The sequence below is a fragment of the Sphaerisporangium melleum genome, from assembly GCF_014646695.1.
In the GTDB taxonomy this organism is placed as follows: domain Bacteria; phylum Actinomycetota; class Actinomycetes; order Streptosporangiales; family Streptosporangiaceae; genus Sphaerisporangium; species Sphaerisporangium melleum.
Genome location: NZ_BMNT01000051.1, coordinates 26,241 through 43,812, shown reverse-complemented (window position 1 = coordinate 43,812; position 17,572 = coordinate 26,241). Strand labels below are relative to the sequence as shown.

18 protein-coding genes are annotated in these 17,572 nt (G+C 70.6%); 12 read left to right on the top strand and 6 right to left on the bottom strand.

Annotated elements, in window-relative coordinates; translation table 11 throughout:
- The 3 genes from pyrH to IEY93_RS32945 all read left to right on the top strand — a co-directional run.
- On the top strand, positions 1–628 hold a 628-nt coding region (gene pyrH, locus IEY93_RS32955; RefSeq protein ID WP_229691674.1), incomplete at its 5' end, for a UMP kinase.
- Positions 629–637: 9 nt separating this feature from the next.
- Positions 638–1,195, top strand: a complete 558-nt coding sequence (gene frr / locus IEY93_RS32950) for a ribosome recycling factor (RefSeq protein ID WP_189167082.1) — start codon at positions 638–640, stop codon at positions 1,193–1,195.
- A 165-nt stretch (positions 1,196–1,360) separates the two neighbouring features.
- Positions 1,361–2,476, top strand: a complete 1,116-nt coding sequence (locus tag IEY93_RS32945; RefSeq protein ID WP_229691673.1) for a phosphatidate cytidylyltransferase — start codon at positions 1,361–1,363, stop codon at positions 2,474–2,476.
- Positions 2,477–2,489: 13 nt separating this feature from the next.
- Here IEY93_RS32945 and IEY93_RS32940 read toward each other — a convergent pair whose 3' ends face one another.
- Complete coding sequence (locus IEY93_RS32940) at positions 2,490–3,521, bottom strand: suppressor of fused domain protein (protein WP_189167081.1); 1,032 nt, start codon at positions 3,519–3,521, stop codon at positions 2,490–2,492.
- 108 nt (positions 3,522–3,629) lie between these two features.
- Here IEY93_RS32940 and rlmN point away from each other — a divergent pair, with 108 nt between their 5' ends.
- A complete protein-coding gene (gene rlmN, locus IEY93_RS32935; protein WP_189167080.1) occupies positions 3,630–4,736 on the top strand; it encodes a dual-specificity RNA methyltransferase RlmN in 1,107 nt (368 codons plus the stop codon).
- Between the two features lie 76 nt (positions 4,737–4,812).
- Here the strand turns inward: rlmN and IEY93_RS32930 are convergent, their stop codons facing one another.
- A complete protein-coding gene (locus tag IEY93_RS32930) occupies positions 4,813–5,067 on the bottom strand; it encodes a hypothetical protein (RefSeq protein ID WP_189167079.1) in 255 nt (84 codons plus the stop codon).
- A gap of 305 nt (positions 5,068–5,372) precedes the next feature.
- On the opposite strand from IEY93_RS32930, the gene rnhA reads away from it, so the two are divergent.
- Together rnhA and IEY93_RS32920 are read left to right on the top strand one after the other, a co-directional pair.
- Positions 5,373–5,885, top strand: a complete 513-nt coding sequence (gene rnhA / locus IEY93_RS32925; protein WP_189167078.1) for a ribonuclease HI — start codon at positions 5,373–5,375, stop codon at positions 5,883–5,885.
- 193 nt (positions 5,886–6,078) lie between these two features.
- Complete coding sequence (locus tag IEY93_RS32920) at positions 6,079–6,957, top strand: lytic polysaccharide monooxygenase auxiliary activity family 9 protein (protein WP_189167077.1); 879 nt, start codon at positions 6,079–6,081, stop codon at positions 6,955–6,957.
- Between the two features lie 33 nt (positions 6,958–6,990).
- Here IEY93_RS32920 and IEY93_RS32915 read toward each other — a convergent pair whose 3' ends face one another.
- The 3 genes from IEY93_RS32915 to IEY93_RS32905 all read right to left on the bottom strand — a co-directional run bounded on the left by IEY93_RS32915 (position 6,991) and on the right by IEY93_RS32905 (position 9,476).
- Entirely contained in the window at positions 6,991–7,791 is an 801-nt protein-coding gene (locus IEY93_RS32915) for a methyltransferase domain-containing protein (protein ID WP_189167076.1), read from the bottom strand.
- A gap of 189 nt (positions 7,792–7,980) precedes the next feature.
- Entirely contained in the window at positions 7,981–8,664 is a 684-nt protein-coding gene (locus IEY93_RS32910) for a hypothetical protein (protein WP_189167075.1), read from the bottom strand.
- A complete protein-coding gene (locus IEY93_RS32905; RefSeq protein ID WP_229691672.1) occupies positions 8,661–9,476 on the bottom strand; it encodes an ATP-binding cassette domain-containing protein in 816 nt (271 codons plus the stop codon). The genes IEY93_RS32910 and IEY93_RS32905 overlap by 4 nt, the downstream gene beginning before the upstream one ends.
- Before the next feature lie 162 nt (positions 9,477–9,638).
- Here IEY93_RS32905 and IEY93_RS32900 point away from each other — a divergent pair, with 162 nt between their 5' ends.
- Positions 9,639–10,982 carry a DivIVA domain-containing protein gene (locus tag IEY93_RS32900; protein ID WP_189167073.1) on the top strand — a complete coding sequence of 448 codons (1,344 nt, stop codon included), beginning with the start codon at positions 9,639–9,641 and terminating at the stop codon, positions 10,980–10,982.
- A 172-nt stretch (positions 10,983–11,154) separates the two neighbouring features.
- Here the strand turns inward: IEY93_RS32900 and IEY93_RS32895 are convergent, their stop codons facing one another.
- Complete coding sequence (locus IEY93_RS32895; protein ID WP_189167072.1) at positions 11,155–11,658, bottom strand: Lrp/AsnC family transcriptional regulator; 504 nt, start codon at positions 11,656–11,658, stop codon at positions 11,155–11,157.
- A gap of 217 nt (positions 11,659–11,875) precedes the next feature.
- Between IEY93_RS32895 and IEY93_RS32890 the strand changes: the two genes are divergently transcribed.
- The 5 genes from IEY93_RS32890 to IEY93_RS32870 all read left to right on the top strand — a co-directional run bounded on the left by IEY93_RS32890 (position 11,876) and on the right by IEY93_RS32870 (position 17,519).
- Positions 11,876–13,309, top strand: a complete 1,434-nt coding sequence (locus IEY93_RS32890) for a gamma-aminobutyraldehyde dehydrogenase (protein WP_189167071.1) — start codon at positions 11,876–11,878, stop codon at positions 13,307–13,309.
- 71 nt (positions 13,310–13,380) lie between these two features.
- On the top strand, positions 13,381–14,535 hold the full coding sequence (locus tag IEY93_RS32885) for an ABC transporter ATP-binding protein (protein WP_189167070.1): 1,155 nt from the start codon (positions 13,381–13,383) through the stop codon (positions 14,533–14,535).
- Between the two features lie 89 nt (positions 14,536–14,624).
- A complete protein-coding gene (locus IEY93_RS32880) occupies positions 14,625–15,815 on the top strand; it encodes a polyamine ABC transporter substrate-binding protein (RefSeq protein ID WP_229691671.1) in 1,191 nt (396 codons plus the stop codon).
- A gap of 4 nt (positions 15,816–15,819) precedes the next feature.
- The gene (locus IEY93_RS32875; protein WP_189167068.1) at positions 15,820–16,674 is read left to right on the top strand and encodes an ABC transporter permease; all 855 of its coding nucleotides are present in this window, start codon (positions 15,820–15,822) and stop codon (positions 16,672–16,674) included.
- On the top strand, positions 16,671–17,519 hold the full coding sequence (locus tag IEY93_RS32870) for an ABC transporter permease (RefSeq protein WP_189167067.1): 849 nt from the start codon (positions 16,671–16,673) through the stop codon (positions 17,517–17,519). The genes IEY93_RS32875 and IEY93_RS32870 overlap by 4 nt, the downstream gene beginning before the upstream one ends.
- Positions 17,520–17,572: the final 53 nt, after the last annotated feature.

The following is a 17,572-nucleotide window of genomic DNA, read 5'->3' as shown; positions in this document are numbered from 1 at the left end:
GCTCGCCGACTCGGTCGCCGAGGCCGTGCGCGAGGGAGTGCAGGTCGCCGTCGTGGTCGGCGGCGGGAACATGTTCCGCGGTGTCGCGCTGTCCGAGCGCGGCATGGACCGCGCCCGCGCCGACTACATGGGCATGCTGGGCACGGTGATCAACTGCCTCGCGCTGCAGGACTTCCTGGAGAAGCGCGGCGTCGAGACCCGGGTGCAGACGGCGATCACGATGCAGCAGGTCGCCGAGCCGTTCCTGCCCAGGCGCGCCATCCGGCACCTGGAGAAGGGGCGCGTGGTCATCTTCGGTGCCGGGCTGGGGTCGCCCTTCTTCTCCACCGACACCTGCGCCGCCCAGCGCGCGCTGGAGGTCGGCGCGGAGGCCGTGCTGAAGGGCACCCAGGTCGACGGGGTCTACGACTCCGACCCGCGCAAGAACCCGGACGCCGTCCGCTTCGACCAGCTCGACTACAGCGAGGTGCTGACGCGAGGTCTCGGCGTCATGGATGCCACCGCGATCAGCCTGTGCATGGACAACGGCCTGCCCATCGTGGTCTTCGACCTGATGGGTGAGGGGAACATCCTGCGGGCGGTCCGCGGTGAGAAGATCGGCACGCTGGTGAGTCCGGCAGGGAAATAGGGAGCCGCTGTGATCGACGAAACCCTCCTCGAAGCCGAGGAGAAGATGGACAAGGCGGTCGCGGTCGCCAAGGAGGACTTCGCGGCGATCCGCACCGGCAGAGTCAGCCCCTCGATGTTCAACAAGATCATTGTTGACTACTACGGGTCGCCGACTCCGGTGCAGCAGCTGGCCTCGTTCCACGTTCCGGAGGCCCGCATGGTGATCATTCAGCCCTATGACAAGGGTGCGATGAGCGCCATCGAGAAGGCCATCCGTGACAGCGACCTCGGGGTCAACCCCGGCAACGACGGTGCGGTGATCCGCGTGGTGTTCCCCGAGCTGTCGGAGGAGCGCCGCCGCGAGTACATCAAGGTCGCCAGGAGCAAGGCCGAGAGCAGCAAGGTGTCGGTGCGCAACATCCGGCGTCACGCCAAGGAGACGCTCGACAAGCTCGTCAAGGACGGCGAGGCCGGCGAGGACGAGGTGCGGCGCGCCGAGAAGGAGCTCGACGACCTCACCCAGAAGCACGTCGCCAAGATCGACGAGCTGCTGAAGCACAAGGAAGCCGAGCTGCTCGAAGTCTGAGCACTGGAGCGGTTCAACAGGTCAGGTCGGGGCGCTTCCCCCTCCGGCGGTGTCCGTGGGGGAGCGCCCTCGCCGCGTTCTGGCACCCGCGCCCCCTCTCCGCCTCCGGGCGGTTCCGGCACGGCGGGTCGCCCGGCACGGCCGTGGTACGAGAGTGGGATCACTGTGGAAGGTACGGCGGCGGACGGCACCGGGCCGGCTCCGGGACGCGGGTCAGGCGAGCGTCCGCCCGAGCAGGTCCCGCAGGGACACGCCGCGTCCGCGAACGGCGAGAACGGCACGGCGGCCGGGGCCGGCGGCGAGCAGACCCCGGCGGGCGGCCTGCCCTCGGCGGGGGGTGAGACGTCCGGCAAGAGCATGCCGCTCACGTCCGGAGCAGGTGCGGCTCCCCGCGCTGACCTCCGCCCGGTTGCCGCGCGAGCGGGCCGCGGTGCGCCGCAGGAGGAGGTCACGGTGGAGGGCGGCAAGCCGGGGCGCATCCGCACCGGCCGCAACCTTCCCGCCGCGATCGGTGTCGGCGTCGCGCTCGGCGCGCTGGTCATCGCGTCCCTCTACACGGTCAAGGTCCTGTTCCTGATCGTGGTCCTCGCCGCGGTCGGCATCGGCGTCGTGGAGATGGCCCGTGCCCTCGGCGGCCGGGGCATCCAGGTGCCGATCCCCCCGCTGCTGGCGGGCCTGGTCGGCGTCCTCGCCGGTGCCTACTGGGGCGGGACGATCTGGATGCTCGGCGTCTTCACACTGACCGTGCTCGTGCTGCTCGGCATGCGCATGGTCCACGGACCCGAGGGGTACGTGCGGGACGCCTCGGCCAGCCTGCTCACCGCCGTCTATCCCATGCTGATCGTCGGGTTCGTTCCGTTGATGCTCAGCGAACCGGACGGCGCCCATCGGGTGGTCATCTTCATCGCGGTGACGGTGTGCAGCGACATCGGCGGCTATTTCGCGGGCATCCTGTTCGGCAGGCACAAGATGTCGATCATCAGCCCGAAGAAGACCTGGGAGGGGTTCGCCGGCTCCGTGCTCGCCTGTGTGGTGTGCGGGGCGCTGCTGGTCCACTTCCTCCTCGACGGCCGGCTCTGGCAGGGGGCCCTGCTGGGCGCCGTCGTCGCCGTGTGCGCGACCTTCGGCGACCTCGTCGAGTCGACGATCAAGCGCGATCTCGGCATCAAGGACATGGGCAACGTGCTGCCCGGGCACGGCGGGCTCATGGACCGCCTCGACTCGCTGCTCGCCACGCTCTTCCCCGTCTGGCTGCTCCTGGCGATCTTCATTCCCGTCTGACCGGCCCGCCCGCTCAGGGGAGGCGCCCGGTCAGTGGCACGGCCTCGTGGCCCTGCTCGGCGATCAGCCGCAGCTCCGGCTCGGTGACCGGGACCAGCCACAGCCAGCGCACTTCGTCCCCGCTGAACCCGAACCCCGACAGGTCCGGCAGGCCGGGCACCGTGTCGAGCATCAGCACCCCTTGGTACCCCGGTCCGAGGGGGAAGGACGCCGACTCGCGGTACCAGCGTGCCGTGTGCCCGTGCCCGAGCCAGGTGACCGACGTCCACGGGTAGCGGGCCAGCCACAGGAACAGCCGGGCCGCCTCGGCCGCCTCGCCGCGGGTGGCGACCGCCAGCTCGATGCGCGCGAAGGTGTCCGGCCGGTCGATGTACTGCTCGACCGTGGGCATGCGCTGGCAGCTCATCCCCACGGTGGACAGCAGGGTGTACCCCTCCTGCGGGCGCTCGGTGATCCCCACCGTGGGGAGCCGGTCGCCGCCCACGTCCCAATATCGACCGGCGGGCCCGGCCTTGGCGTCCAGGTGGCTCATCACGAACTGCTGGAACGACGGCCACGCGCCATCCCCGTGCCGCCATTCCCAGTACGAGCGCGCCTTGGCGATGCGTGGCGCGAGTCCTTCCAGCGCGTCGGCGAGCGGCCAGGCGAACGGTGACTCGCCGGCGGCGTCCCGCGCGTAGCCGGGCATGCCCCGTTCGAGGTCGGCCCAGCCGGGAATCACCGCCAGCAGCTCGCCGTTGCGGTAGAGGGCGGCGCCGTCGCCCTCCTCGAACCACAGCACCTCCAGCTCGCCCGCGATGAACGGCGGCGATCCCTCAGGGACGCGGGTGTTGCCGAGGGGCATCACCGGGGTCTGGCCGGACTCGATGCGCACCAGGTCGACCGAGGAGGGAGCGGGTCCATGGTTGGCGAGCCACACGGCTCCGTGGATCCCGCCCTGCGCGTCGCGAAGGTAAGCTACCGACGACGAACCGTCCTGTTCGACGGTCACCACGCGACTACCGTAGGGGCTGGTGTCGGTGAGAACGACATCGGTGGTGCCCAACGCATATCCGCCTTTCCGGTAAGCGTCTCCCCGTTCCGCCGAGGATCGCACTAGATCACACGGAATGGCTGTCCAGTGCAGCTTCCGGCAAACCGTTAAGAGAAGGACATGTCCGCCCAGCTAACCTTTGTCGCCCCCCGACGGGCGAAGCCGTCACGCCACCTGGCCGACCTGTCCATGGCGGAGCGCCGCGCGGCCGTGGCGGAACTGGGCGAGAAGCCCTTCCGGGCCGACCAGCTCTCCCGGCACTACTTCGAGCGGTTCACCACCGACCCCGAGCAGATGACCGATCTGCCGGCGGCGTCCCGCGACCGGCTGGTGACGCAGCTGATGCCCGGCCTGCTGACCTCGGTCCGTGAGATCACCTGCGACGGTGGCATGACCCGCAAGACGCTGTGGCGGCTCTTCGACGGCGCGCTGGTGGAGTCGGTGCTCATGCGCTACCCCGACCGCGTGACGATGTGCGTGTCGTCCCAGGCCGGGTGCGGCATGAACTGCCCGTTCTGTGCCACCGGGCAGGCCGGGCTGACCCGCAACATGTCCACCGCCGAGATCGTCGAGCAGGTCGTGGCGGGGGCGCGGGCACTGGCCGCGGACGAGGTCCCTGGCGGTCCGGGGCGGGTCAGCAACATCGTGTTCATGGGGATGGGCGAGCCGCTGGCCAACTACAAGGCCGTGATCGGCGCCGTGCGCCGCATCGTGGAGCCGGCGCCCGCGGGCCTCGGCATCTCCGCCCGGGGCGTCACCGTCTCCACGGTCGGCCTGGTCCCGGCGATCGACAAGCTCGCGGCGGAGGGGCTGCCGGTGACGCTCGCGGTCTCCCTGCACGCGCCGGACGACGAGCTGCGCGACACGCTCGTGCCGGTCAACACCCGCTGGAAGGTCGCCGAGGTGCTGGACGCCGCCTGGCGCTACGCGGCGGTCACCAAGCGCCGGGTCTCCATCGAGTACGCCCTGATCAAGGACATCAACGACCAGGAGTGGCGGGCTGACCTGCTGGGACGGCTGCTCAAGGGCAAGCTCGTCCACGTCAACCTGATCCCGCTCAACCCGACCCCCGGCTCCAAGTGGACGGCCTCCCGCCCCGAGGACGAGCGCGCCTTCGTCCGCCGCCTGGAGTCGCACGGCGTGGCCGTCACGGTGCGCGACACCCGGGGCCGTGAGATCGACGGCGCGTGCGGTCAGCTCGCCGCCGCCACCCCCGAGCAGGGCTGACCGAGCCGGGCGGACGCCTCCCCGTACGCGGGCGTCCGCCCCGCGACGGCCCGCGCGTACCCCGCCTGCCTGAGCGTCACCTGTAGCGGATCGCGTTGGCGATCAGTGCGAGCAGCAGGAACGTCACGGCGCCCACCATGACCATGCGCCAGAACGCCGCCCGGGCCGCCGACTTCGCGGGCGGCACCTTGGCCGCCGCCTCCGCGGCGGCCTTGATCGCTTTACCCCAGCCCGCCCAGGTGTCCACGGTGCGCTGGAAATTGCGCCCGACGGCGAACAGGACCGTCGCGACCAGGATGATGAGCAAAATGCGGCCGTCGGTACTCTCCATTGATGCGCTCCTGCGGGGGAAGTCGGACCCGGCACCTGCTGAATTTATGCCACCCACGGCGATGACGCGGAGGAAAGCTCGCAGTGGCGCTGAAGTGCGGGAACGTGCTAATCGATGTTTCGTGATATGTCCGGCTTCCCGTCCGTGAGGTGGAGCGCTCGTCGGATAGGACGGTTTCGCGAGGGGACGCGGAGCCGCAGCCGTGAAATGCGGACGATAGCCAGGTAAATCGGATATGTGAGGGTGGCGGGCCGGCCCGCCGCATCCGGATGTGCGGGCGCATCCGCATGCACGGCGGGAATGGTATGACTGGTGCCGACCACGAGGACCACGGGCAGGAGGGCGTGCCGGCCGTGCAGGACCAGGCGAGGACGGCCGGGCAGGCCGTGGACATCTACACCGACGGCGCGTGCAGCGGCAACCCCGGTCCCGGCGGCTGGGGAGCGGTGCTGCGCTACGGCGAGGTGGAGAAGGAGATCTACGGTGGCGAGCCCGGCACCACGAACAACCGCATGGAGCTGATGGCCGCCATCATGGCCCTGGAGAGCCTCACCCGGCCGGTCACCGTGCGCCTGCACACCGACAGCACCTACGTGCGCAACGGCATCACCCAGTGGCTGCGCTCCTGGAAGCGCAACGGCTGGCAGACGGCCGCCAGGCAGCCGGTCAAGAACATGGACCTGTGGCAGCGACTGGACGCGGCGACCGCGTGCCACACCGTCGAATGGCTCTGGGTGAAGGGCCACGCCGGTCACCCCGAGAACGAACGCGCCGACGCCCTGGCCCGCCGCGGCGTCGACCAGATCCGGAGAGGCTGAGCCCGGCCGCGAACCCCGATCACACCGTGACCGGGTGAACCGCGGCCAGGGACGGGCCGTAGCTCAAGGGCAGCCGCCGCTCCGGCGCTCCTCTCAGGCACGCCGGGGCACGGCGACGGGGCGCCGCCCCGGCCGCACCGAACCTGCCGTGACCTACGGACACGGCCCGCTCCGGTCTTGCGAGGGTTGATCGATGCGTAAGGTCGTCGTGACCGTCACCGGCTTCGGCCTCGCCCAGCTACTGCTCGCAGGGCCGGCCGCCGGCCCCGCCGATGCGCACGGCGCGCTGACGAACCCGCTCAGCAGAGCGGCCGCGTGCGGCGTGGGCGAGAACGCGGCCCTGCGGGCCTGCAAGGCCGCCGTCGCCGCGAGTGCGCCCGGCGCGCTGGCCGAGTGGGACGACCTGCGGGTCCCCGGCGTGGCCGGGCGTGACCGCGAGATGATCCCGGACGGCAGGCTGTGCAGCGCCGGGCTCGCGCGCTTCGCCGGTCTCGACCTGCCGCGGACGGACTGGCCGGCGACCAAGTTGGCCGCGGGAGCCGCGTACACCTTCAAGTACCGTGCGACGATTCCGCACAAGGGCACGTTCCGCATGTACGTCACCAAGGACGGCTACGACCCGGCCCGGCCGCTCACCTGGTCGAAGCTGGAGAGGGAGCCGTTCCTGCGGGTCACCGATCCGCGGCTGGTCGCCGGGGCGTACACGATGAAGGGCAGGCTGCCGTCCGGCAAGACAGGCCGGCACGTCGTCTACACCGTCTGGCAGAACTCCGAGACCCCGGACACCTACTACTCCTGTTCCGACGTGGTCTTCGCCGCGAGCGGCGCTGACGGATCGGGTGGTTCGGACGGTGCGGGCGGCGGCGCCCAGGCCACCGAAGCGGACGCGCCGGCCCGTGAGACGAACTCCGCGCCCGGTGCCGGGAGCGCACCCGTTGCCGAGGCGGCGAGCCGTCCGGCGGCGGAGAGCGGTGGCGGCGGTGTCCGGCTGATGGCGGGCGCCGCCGTGGCCCTTCTCGCCTGCGCGGCGGGTGCCGTACTGCTCGCCCGGCGCTCCACCCGGCGGGCGTGACCGCCGGGACGCCGGCCGGCGGGGCGCCCGTCGTCAGGCGCGGCAGATGATCTCGCCGTGCACCACGGCGAACCAGCCGTCCTCGTGGGCGCCCCACTCGCGCCAGCCCGCGCTGAGGCGCTCCAGGTCGGCACGCGTGGCGAGGCCGAGCGACAGGGCGTGATCGGCGAAGGCGGAGGAGGTGACCCGGTCCGCCCACAGGCCGCTCCACCAGGCGCGGTCCTGCGGCGAGGCGAAGCACCACACCGAGGCGGAGGCGGTGACCTCGGTGAAGCCGGCCTGCCGGGCCCAGGAGAGCAGGCGGCGTCCGGCGTCCGGCTCCCCGCCGTTGGCGCGGGCGATCGCGCGGTACAACTCCTGCCAGTCGGTCAGGGCCGGCGGCTCCGGGTACCAGGTGAAGGCGGCGTAGTCGGAGTCGCGGGCCGCGACCAGGCCGCCGGGCGCGCACGCCTCGCGCATCGCGGCCAGGGCGCCCACCGGATCGGCCAGGTGCTGGAGCACCTGGTGGGCGTGGACGACATCGAATCCGCCCTCGGGCAGGTCGTGGACGTCGGCCACCTCGAAGGTGAGGCCGGCCCAGCCGGCGGAGGCGGTCCGCGCGGCCTGCGCGATGACGTCCTCGCTGGTGTCGATCCCGACGACGCGTCCCGGCGCCACCAGGTCCGCCAGGTCGGCCGTGATCGTGCCGGGACCGCAGCCGACGTCGAGGAGGGACATGCCGGGACGCAGGTGCGGCAGCAGGTAGGCGGCCGAGTTGGCGGCGGTCCGCCACGTGTGCGAACGCAGCACGGATTCGTGGTGACCGTGGGTGTAGGTGGCGCGCGGTGCCGGCATGGCATCCCCCTTCTCGATGGTCGAACGAGGCGAGCCTAGCCGCGTATCCATATTGCGAGAAGATTCGTATCGCATGTCGAGACGGATAACGAAGACGCCGGATCGGGACCCTCGGAGATCGAGGGCCGATGGAGACCGGAACGGGAGTGGGCGGCCTGGCCTCAGGGCCGCGAACCCGAGGCCGTCCCGTCAGGGGCGGGTGCGGCGCAGGCGGGTGTAGGCGAACAGGGCGACGGCGCACCAGAAGAGGGTGGCCCCGGCCAGGCCGGGCAGTGAACGGCCGAGGAAGTCGCCCTGGCCGGCCGCGCGCATCCAACTGATGATCGGCACCGTCAGCCAGGTGACCGGGACCAGGCTGAGCAGCAGGATTCCCGCGTACCCACCCAGCAGGGTGAGGGCCGCGACGGCCGGATCGGGGAGGATGGGGCGGCTGGTCAGCGCGCCGATGGCCGTTCCGGTGAGCAGCGAGAGCAGGTGCAGCGCGAGCCCGCCGAGCAGCGCCTGCGGCCCCGGGGTGGCCGAGAAGCCGATGGCGAGCGGCACGACCAGCGCGACCAGGGCCAGCGCCGCGTTGAGGGCGACCGCGGCGAGCAGGCCGCTCGCCACCTCGCGCCCGGGCCGTCCGACCGCGGTGATCGACAGCAGTCGCTGCACGTCCGGTTCGGCGTCGAGCAGGCCACGGGCGGCCCAGGCGAACACCGGGACCAGGAGGGCGGCCGAGTCGGCGTAGGACGGCAGCTCCTGTCCGACGTTCACCCGCACCGAGTACAGGATGGCCATGACGACCAGCAGTCCGCCGAACGGCAGGATGACGCGATGCGACCGCAGGTAGGCGGTGATCTTGAAGTAGGTCAGGGACAGCGCCGGTCTCATCGGTCCTCACCTGCGTCGTGTGCTCCCGGCGTGGCCGGTGCTCCGGGTCCGGCCGGCTCCGCCTGGCCCGCAGGTAGCGGCTCTTCCCGTCCTTCTGGCATCGGCCGTCCCGGCATCGCCGCTTCCGCGGTGCGGAGGACGGGCTGGTAGCCCTCGGCCCGGAGTTTGCCGGCCACCGCCTCGGCGTCGGCGGCGTCCACGGTGATCTCGATGACCACCGTGCCGGAGGCCGGGGACGAGTCGACCGCGGCGGCCACGGCGTCGGCGGGCTGGACCGTGGCGTCGCCGACATGCAGGTGGCGGATGCCGGGATACCCGGCGAGCCCGCTCTGATGGTCGCTGACCACGACGACGCCGCCCGCCGCCGCGACGTCCGCGACGATGCGCGGCAGCTCGGCGCGGGCCTGCGCGTCGAGCCCGGAGAACGGTTCGTCGAGGATGAGCAGCCCCGGCGGCGCGAGCAGCGCCTGGGCCAGGCCGACCTTGTGCGCGCTCCCCTTGGACAGGTCGGCGAGCGGCACGTCGAGCAGCGCCGCCATGCCGAGCCGGTCCACCCACGGGTCGATCACGGCCGGCCGCAGGCCCCGGATCGCGGCCATCCGGGTGAGGTAGGCGAGCACGGTGAACGGCTGCTCCACCGGGAAGATCTCCGGGGCGTACCCGACGACCTCGGGACGGTCGGTGATCCGGCCCCGGGTCGGCGGCGTGACGCCCGCGAGGAGCCGCAGCAGGGTGGATTTGCCGGCGCCATTGCGCCCGGTGATCTCGGCGACCGTTCCCGGGGGCAGATGCAGGTCGACGTCACGCAGCACCCAGGGGGCACGACGTGCGTACCGAAATGAGAGGTTCGCGAGCCGCATAGGGCGGCAAGCTTACCGGTCGGCCGCTAACTTTCTGGATTTCAGCCTGTCATACGTTCAGAATGGTAAAAGAGGGAAAAGAGCACCGGGGTGTGAACACCGGGAGGACACGGCGTGATCCGCTTTCCACGCGTGCTGGGTGTGCGGGCAGGCTATGACCCCGCCCAGGTAGACGCGCTGATCCGGCGCATCGAGGCGACCCTCGGCCGCGGCGTCCTGGACGGGCCGCCCCTGACGGCCGACGACATCCGCGCCGCACGCTTCAGCACCAAGCTGGGCGGATACAACGAGGTGGCCGTCGACTACGCGCTCGACGCGTTCGTGGTGGCGGTGGAGATCCACGCGGGCCTGGTCCACGATGCCGGGCCCGCCACCGCGCCTTCCGCGGCTCCGGCCTCCGGTGGCTCCGCCGCCCTGCCCTCCAGGACTCCTGCCGGCCACACCGCCACGAGTCCGCCCGGCTCCGCGAACACCCTGGGTCGCACCGGCTTCCCGGGGCACCCGAGCGCCCCCGGCTCGGCGGATCCCCTGGGGTCGATGGGCTCTTCGGGTCCGGTGGGCGGGCCCCTGGGCCGCCGCGCCGTCACCGGCCCGATGAGCGAGGCCCCCGGGCGGCGTGCCGCGGCCGGCACCTCGGGCGGGATCTCCTCGACCCCTCCTACGGGGATGTCGGCCGTTCCCCCGCGCGATGCCTCCTTCCCGCTCTCGCGTGACATCCCGGACCTGCCTCGGCGAGACGTTCCCTCGCCGTCCACCCGCGATGCCGGCTCCGCCGATCACCTGTTACCCGGCCGGCCTGATCTTCCCTCGGGCACACGGCGTTCCCTGTTCGAGCCCGCGCATCCGGCGGTTCCCCTGTCGGCGCCCTCGCCGGTCCCGTCCGTGCCCGCGGCCGGGCCGGTGCGGCCCGCCGAGCGGCGGAACGACGAGGAGGAGGACGACGCGCCGACCCTGCCCGGTATACCGAAGGTGACCGACCAGCCCCCCACAGGGGCGCACCACGCCCCCCAGGCCCTTGGCACGCCGATCGCCTCCGCGTCGCCATCGGCGGCGGGGGTGACCGGCGCGCCCCCGGAAACGAGGCCGGTTCCCGGGGCGGGGCCGCTGACGGTACGGGGTCTGCACGCGGGCCTTGGCGGAGTGGGGACGGCCGCCTCCGCCGCGGTCTGGCTGGAGGAGCAGGCCGTGCGGGTCGAGCGCGTGATGTTCCGGCCGGCCCGCCTCGGCTCGGGCTACGACGAGGACGAGGTCGACGTCTTCCTCGACCACGTGGTCGCCACCCTGCGGGGCACGAGTGAGCACCCGCTGACGGCCGAGCAGGTCAGGAAGGCCACGTTCTCCACCGTCGTCTTCAAGAACGGATACGCCGTCACCCAGGTGGACGCGTTCCTCGCCGAACTGGCCGGCATCCTGGACCGCCGTGAGGCACTCCTCGGCGAGCAGGAACAGCACGTCTAGCGCTTCGGGCGCCGGGTCGGCCGGGTTTTCCGCCGCAGGGCGGCGCCGGGTCATACGGCCTGCGGGGGCGCGGAGCCTCTTTCGGAGAGGGCGCGACGCCGTGGCCACGGAGGGGCGAGGCGTCGGGGGTCAGAGAGGGGAGAGTGGCGGGTGAGCGGGTGTGGCGGTGGGGTCAGCGGGTGCCCCAGGAGTAGGTTTGCTTGCGTAGCTTGAGGTAGACGAAGGTCTCGGTGGCGCGCACGGTGGGGATGGCGCGGATCTTGCCGAGAATCTCCAGAAGGTGGCTGTCGCCTTCGCAGACCACTTCCACCATGATGTCCAGAGAGCCGGCGGTGAGGACGACGTAGTCGATCTCATCGATCGACGACAGTTTGTCGGCTACGGTCTCGAGGTCGCCCTCGCACTTGATGCCGATCATGGCTTGACGGGGGAAGCCGAGGGTGAGGGGGTCGGTGACCGCGACGATCTGCATGACGCCCGCGTCGAGGAGACGTTGCACGCGCTGGCGGACGGCGGCCTCCGACAGTCCGACGGCCTTGCCGATGGCGGCGTACGGCTTGCGCCCGTCGGCCTGCAACTCCTCGATGATCCGCTTGGAGATCTCGTCCAGCACCACCGGGCCGGGTTTGGCGTCGTGGTTGTTGTTGTCCCGTCGCGCCTTAGGCGGCGTCGTCATCTCCGAGTCCTTCCTCACGACTCCGTGCCCGCTACCGCGCGGGGATTACGGCGCCGTTCCCGCCATGTTGCGGTCCTGGTGCGACATGTTGTCAGTTCATCGTGCTCTGTCAAGCGAATTCGTAGCAATTTGATATATTCGCGACGAAATCCCTTGTCGTGGTACCTGGCCTCTGTCAGAGTCGCGACAACTCAGCTACCTCCGAGGGAGGTCAACGTTGACCAGCCGTCTGCAGAACTTCATCAACGGCGGGCTCACGGACGCCAGGAGCGACCGGTTCTCCGACGTGATCGACCCGAGCACCGGGGAGGTCTACCTCCAGGCGCCGATCTCGGGTCAGGAGGACGTCGACGCGGCCTACGCCGCCGCGAGCGCCGCGTTCGCGTCCTGGGGCATGGCGACGCCGGGCGAGCGCGCCGGCCTGCTGTTGAAGATCGCCGACGCCATCGAGGCGCGGGCGGACGAGCTCGTCGAGGCCGAGTGCCGCAACACGGGTAAGCCCCGCGCGCGGATGGCCGAGGACGAGATCCCGCCGGCGGCCGACCACTTCCGTTTCTTCGCGGGCGCCGCGCGCACCCTGGAGGGCCCGACCGCCGGGGAGTTCCTGGCCGACCACACCTCGGTGATCCGGCACGAGCCGATCGGCGTCGTCGGGCAGGTCACCCCGTGGAACTACCCGCTGATGATGGCGGTGTGGAAGATCGCCCCGGCGCTCGCCGCGGGGAACACCGTGGTGCTCAAGCCGTCCGACACCACGCCGGTGTCCACGGTCAAGCTGGCCGAGATCATCGGCGAGATCCTCCCGCCCGGCGTGTTCAACGTCGTCGTCGGCGACCGCGGCACCGGAGCCCTGGTGGTCGGCCACCCGTCGGCGTCGATGGTGGCGATCACCGGCTCGGTCGGCGCGGGCGTCCAGGTGGCCAGGTCGGCGGCCGACGACCTCAAGCGGGTGCACCTGGAGCTCGGCGGCAAGGCTCCGGTCGTCGTCTTCGAGGACGTCAAGGACATCGCCGCGGTGGCCGAGTCGATCGCCCAGGCCGGTCTCTACAACGCCGGTCAGGACTGCACCGCGGCCTGCCGCGTGCTGGTGCACGAGAGCATCCATGAGCCGTTCCTCGCCGCGCTGGCCGAGTCGGCGGCGGGCACCAGGACCGGCGGCCCGGACGTCGAGGACGCCTTCTACGGACCGCTCAACAACGCGGGCCAGCTCGCCCGGGTCGAGGGCTTCCTGGAGCGGATCCCCGGCCACGCCAAGGTCGTCACCGGCGGCCGGCGCATCGGCGACAAGGGCTACCTGTTCGAGCCGACCGTGGTCGACGGCCTCCGGCAGGACGATGAGATGATCCAGACCGAGGTGTTCGGCCCGGTCATCACCGTGCAGACCTTCACCGACGAGGCCGACGCGCTCGCCAAGGCCAACGACGTGAAGTACGGCCTGTCGGCGTCGGTGTGGACCGCTGACCACGGCCGGGCGATGCGCGTGTCGCGGCGGCTGGACTTCGGTGTGGTGTGGGTGAACACCCACATCCCGTTCGTCTCGGAGATGCCGCACGGCGGGTTCAAGCACTCGGGCTACGGCAAGGACCTGTCGGTCTTCGGCCTGCACGACTACACCCGGGTCAAGCACGTCATGCACTACATCGGTGAGTGATCACCGAGCAGCTTCGCACGCACAGGCGCTCGGCGCACGGCCGCCGGCATAGGTAAGGGATAGGCCTGGAAATGACGGAGATCCAGGCGGGCAAGGAGGAGGCGGCCGCGGCGGCCGCCTCCGACATCTCCTCGGTGCCCGCCATCGAACTCGACGAGGTCGTCAAGGAGTACCAAGCGCACGGTGAGGTCGTACAGGCGGTGAAAGGGGTCAGCCTGTCGATCGCCGAGGGGGAGTTCTTCTCCATGCTGGGGCCCTCGGGGTGCGGCAAGACCACCACCATGCGGATGATCGCCGGGTTCGAGGATCCCACGCGGGGCTCCGTTCGGCTGCACGGGCGGGACGTCACCGACGTCCCGCCCAACAAGCGCGACGTGAACATGGTGTTCCAGTCCTACGCGCTGTTCCCGCACATGAACGTCTGGGAGAACGTCGCCTTCGGGCTGCGGCGCAAGCGCGTACCGGGGGCCGAGCTCAGGCGGCGGGTCGGCGAGATGCTGGAGATCGTCGACCTGACCGGCCGGGAGAAGCGGCGCCCGCGCGAGATGTCCGGCGGTCAGCAGCAGCGGGTCGCGCTCGCCCGGGCCCTGGTGAACCAGCCGCGGGCGCTGCTGCTGGACGAGCCGCTCGGCGCGCTGGACCTCAAGCTGCGCCAGGCGATGCAGATCGAGCTCAAGCGCATCCAGCGCGAGGTCGGCATCACCTTCGTCTACGTCACCCACGACCAGAACGAGGCGCTCACCATGAGCGACCGCATCGCGGTGATGAACGACGGCCTGGTCGAGCAGCTCGCCGGGCCGCGGGAGATCTACGAGCGTCCGGCGACGAAGTTCGTCGCCGGGTTCATCGGCACCTCCAACCTGCTGACCGGGACCGCCGAGCGGTTCGACGCGAGCACAGTGGTGGTCCGGCTGGGGGAGGGCGACCGGGTGCTGGTGCCGGTCGGCGAGGGGGCCCGGACCGGCGGCCAGGTCGAGGTGACCGTACGTCCCGAGAAGATCAGGATCTCGCGGGAGGAGCCCGCCGCGGGGGTCAGCGCCGTCCGCGGCACCGTGGCCGAGGTGGTCTATCTCGGCACCTACAACAGCTACGCCGTGAACCTGGCGGGCGGCGCCGAGTTCACGGTGTTCGAGCAGAACGCCAACGACAGCAGCATCACCGCCGAGCGTGGTGACCCGGTCTGGTTGTCCTGGCAGCCGCACCACTCGTTCGCGATAGGAAGTTGAACCGCCCCATGACCCCTCCTCGTGATCTCGCGTTCCTCCGTGGCCTGACCCAGCGTCGCGGAGCGCCCTCGTACAGTGGTGGCCCGGGTGTGACCCGGCGCGACGCCCTGCGCGTCGCCGGACTGTCCGCCGCCGCCCTGGGCCTCGCGGCCTGCGGCGTGCAGGGCAAGCGGGCCGAGCCGCCCAAGCCCAGCGCGGCCGCCGGCTACTGGGCCGAGCAGACCAAGCACGGGACGCTGCGCTTCGCCAACTGGCCGCTGTACATCGACAAGGACGGCAAGAAGTACCCGACCCTGGAGAAGTTCACCCAGGAGACCGGGATCAAGGTCACCTACCAGGAGGCCATCCAGGACAACTCCACCTGGTTCGGCAAGGTCCAGCCGCAGCTCGCCGCCGGACAGGACATCGGCTACGACCTGATGGTCATGACCAACGGCATCCAGCTCGGCCGGGCCATCGCCCTGGGCTACCTGGTGGCGCTGGACCACTCCAAGCTGCCGAACTTCGCCGCCAACGCCGGCGCGAAGTACAAGAACCCCTCCTACGACCCGAACAACACCTACACGATCCCCTGGCAGTCGGGGCTGACCGGCATCGCCTACAACCCCAAGTACGTGGACGGGGAGATCAGCAGCATCCAGGAGCTGTGGAACCCCAAGTACAAGGGCAAGGTCGGCATGCTGCTCGACACCCAGGAGATCGCCAACTTCGGCATGTTCTCCCTGGGCATCGACCCGGACAAGTCCACCCAGACCGACTGGGAGAAGGCCGGGCAGAAGCTCCAGCAGCAGCGCGACGCAGGGCTGGTCCGCAAGTACTACGAGAACGACTACGTGGACGCGCTGGTGCGCGGGGACATCTGGATCTGCATGGCCTGGTCCGGGGACGTCTTCCAGCAGATCGCCGAGGGGCAGGACCTGAAGTTCGTGATCCCCCAGGAGGGCGGCACGATCTGGACCGACAACATGTGCATCCCCAAGACCGCGCAGAACCCGGTCGACGCCCTGGCCATGATGGACTACGTCTACAAGCCGGACATCGCCGCCGCGCTGGCCGAGTACATCAACTACATCACGCCGGTCCCCGGGGCCCAGCAGATCGTCCAGGCCGACGCCGCGAAGGCGACCGGCGGCGACAAGAAGTCGCTGGAACTGGTGGCGACCAGCCCGCTGATCTTCCCGTCGGAGTCCGACCTGGCCAAGCTGCGTTCCTACAAGACGCTGACGCCGGCCGAGGAGAAGGTCTACGAGGGCATCTTCCAGCCGATCTCGCAGGGGTAGCGGCATGAGACGCAAGCTCGCGCCCTACCTGCTGGTGCTGCCCGGCGGGTTGTGGCTGGTGTTGTTCCTGGTGGTCCCGCTGGTGTTCATGGCCTCGGTCTCCACCCAGGAGGGCGACGTCGTGTACGGCTTCGCCCAGACCTTCCACTTCGCCAACTACACCGACGCGCTCGCGCGCTACCAGACGCAGTTCCTGCGTTCGGTCGGCTACGGCCTGGTGGGGACGCTGGCGGCGATCGCGCTGGCCTACCCGGTGGCGTACTGGATCGCCTTCAAGGGCGGAGCCCGCAAGTCGACCTACCTGCTGCTGGTCCTGCTGCCGTTCTTCGTGTCCTTCGTGCTGCGCACGGTGTCGTGGAAGTTCCTGCTGGCCGACGACGGCATCCTGCTCCAGCCGCTGAAGGACGCGGGCCTGCTGCCCGAGGACTTCCATGTCCTGGCCACCTCGGCGGCGGTGATCTGCGGCCTGGTCTACAACTACCTGCCCTTCATGGTCCTGCCGATCTACGTGGCGCTGGAGCGGGTGGACCCGCGGGTGGTCGAGGCGGCCTACGACCTGTACGCCGGGCCGCGCGAGTCGTTCACCAAGATCGTGCTGCCGCTGTCCCTGCCGGGGGTGTTCGCCGGAGTGCTCATGACCTTCGTCCCGATGACCTCGGACTACGTCAACGCGGCCATCCTCGGCGGCCCGTCGAACACGATGATCGGCAACATCATCCAGACGGAGTACCTGACGAACAACAACTATCCGGTCGGCGCCGCGCTGTCGTTCACGCTGATGGCGGTGATGCTCGCCGGCATCTTCGTCTACGCCCGCGCGCTCGGCACCGAGAACGTCCTCGAGGCGGCGGCCCGATGAGCGGCCCGGTCAGCCCCGCCCCGGCCACCCGGGCACCGGCCGCGCCGGCCCGCGCCCGCCGGGGCCGCACCCGCTGGGGCGGGCGCCTGCTGTTCGGCTACACCTGGCTGGTGCTGCTGTGGCTGTTCGCCCCGATCGCCGTGATGATCGTGTTCGGCTTCAACGACATCAAGAGCAAGTCGAACGTGAGCTGGCAGGGCTTCACGCTGAAGTGGTGGGGGCGTCTCGGCGACTACCCCGAGCTCACCACCGCCCTGTGGAACTCGATCACGATCGCGTTGCTGGCCACCCTCGTCGCCACCGTGCTCGGCACGCTGATGGGCATCGCGCTCGGCCGTTACCGGTTCGGCGGCCAGGGCGCCACCAACCTGGTGATGTTCGCCGCGATCTCCTCGCCCGAGCTGGTCATGGGCACCTCGCTGCTGTCGCTGTTCATCAGCGTGGGGGTGCAGACCGGCTACTGGACCGTGGTCATCGCGCACGTGCTGTTCTCGGTGTCGTTCGTCGCGGTCACCGTGCGGGCCCGGGTGGTGGGCCTGGACGGCTCGGTGGAGGAGGCCGCCCGTGACCTCGGCGCCTCCACCTGGGTGACCTTCTGGCGGGTGACCTTCCCGATGATCCTGCCGGGCGTCATCTCCGGCGCGCTGCTGGCGTTCGCGCTGTCGATCGACGACTTCGTCATCACGCAGTTCACCAGTGGCACGACCACCACATTCCCCCTGTGGATCTACGGCGCCGTCCGCATCGGCGTCCCTCCGCAGGTCAACATCCTCGGCACGCTGATCTTCGCGGTCGGCGTGGCGATCGCCGTGATCAACACGGTGACCTCCCGTCGTCGCACCTGACGCGGGAGACCAGCACCCGGACACGGGGCACATAGTGCCCTCCCGGGATATAC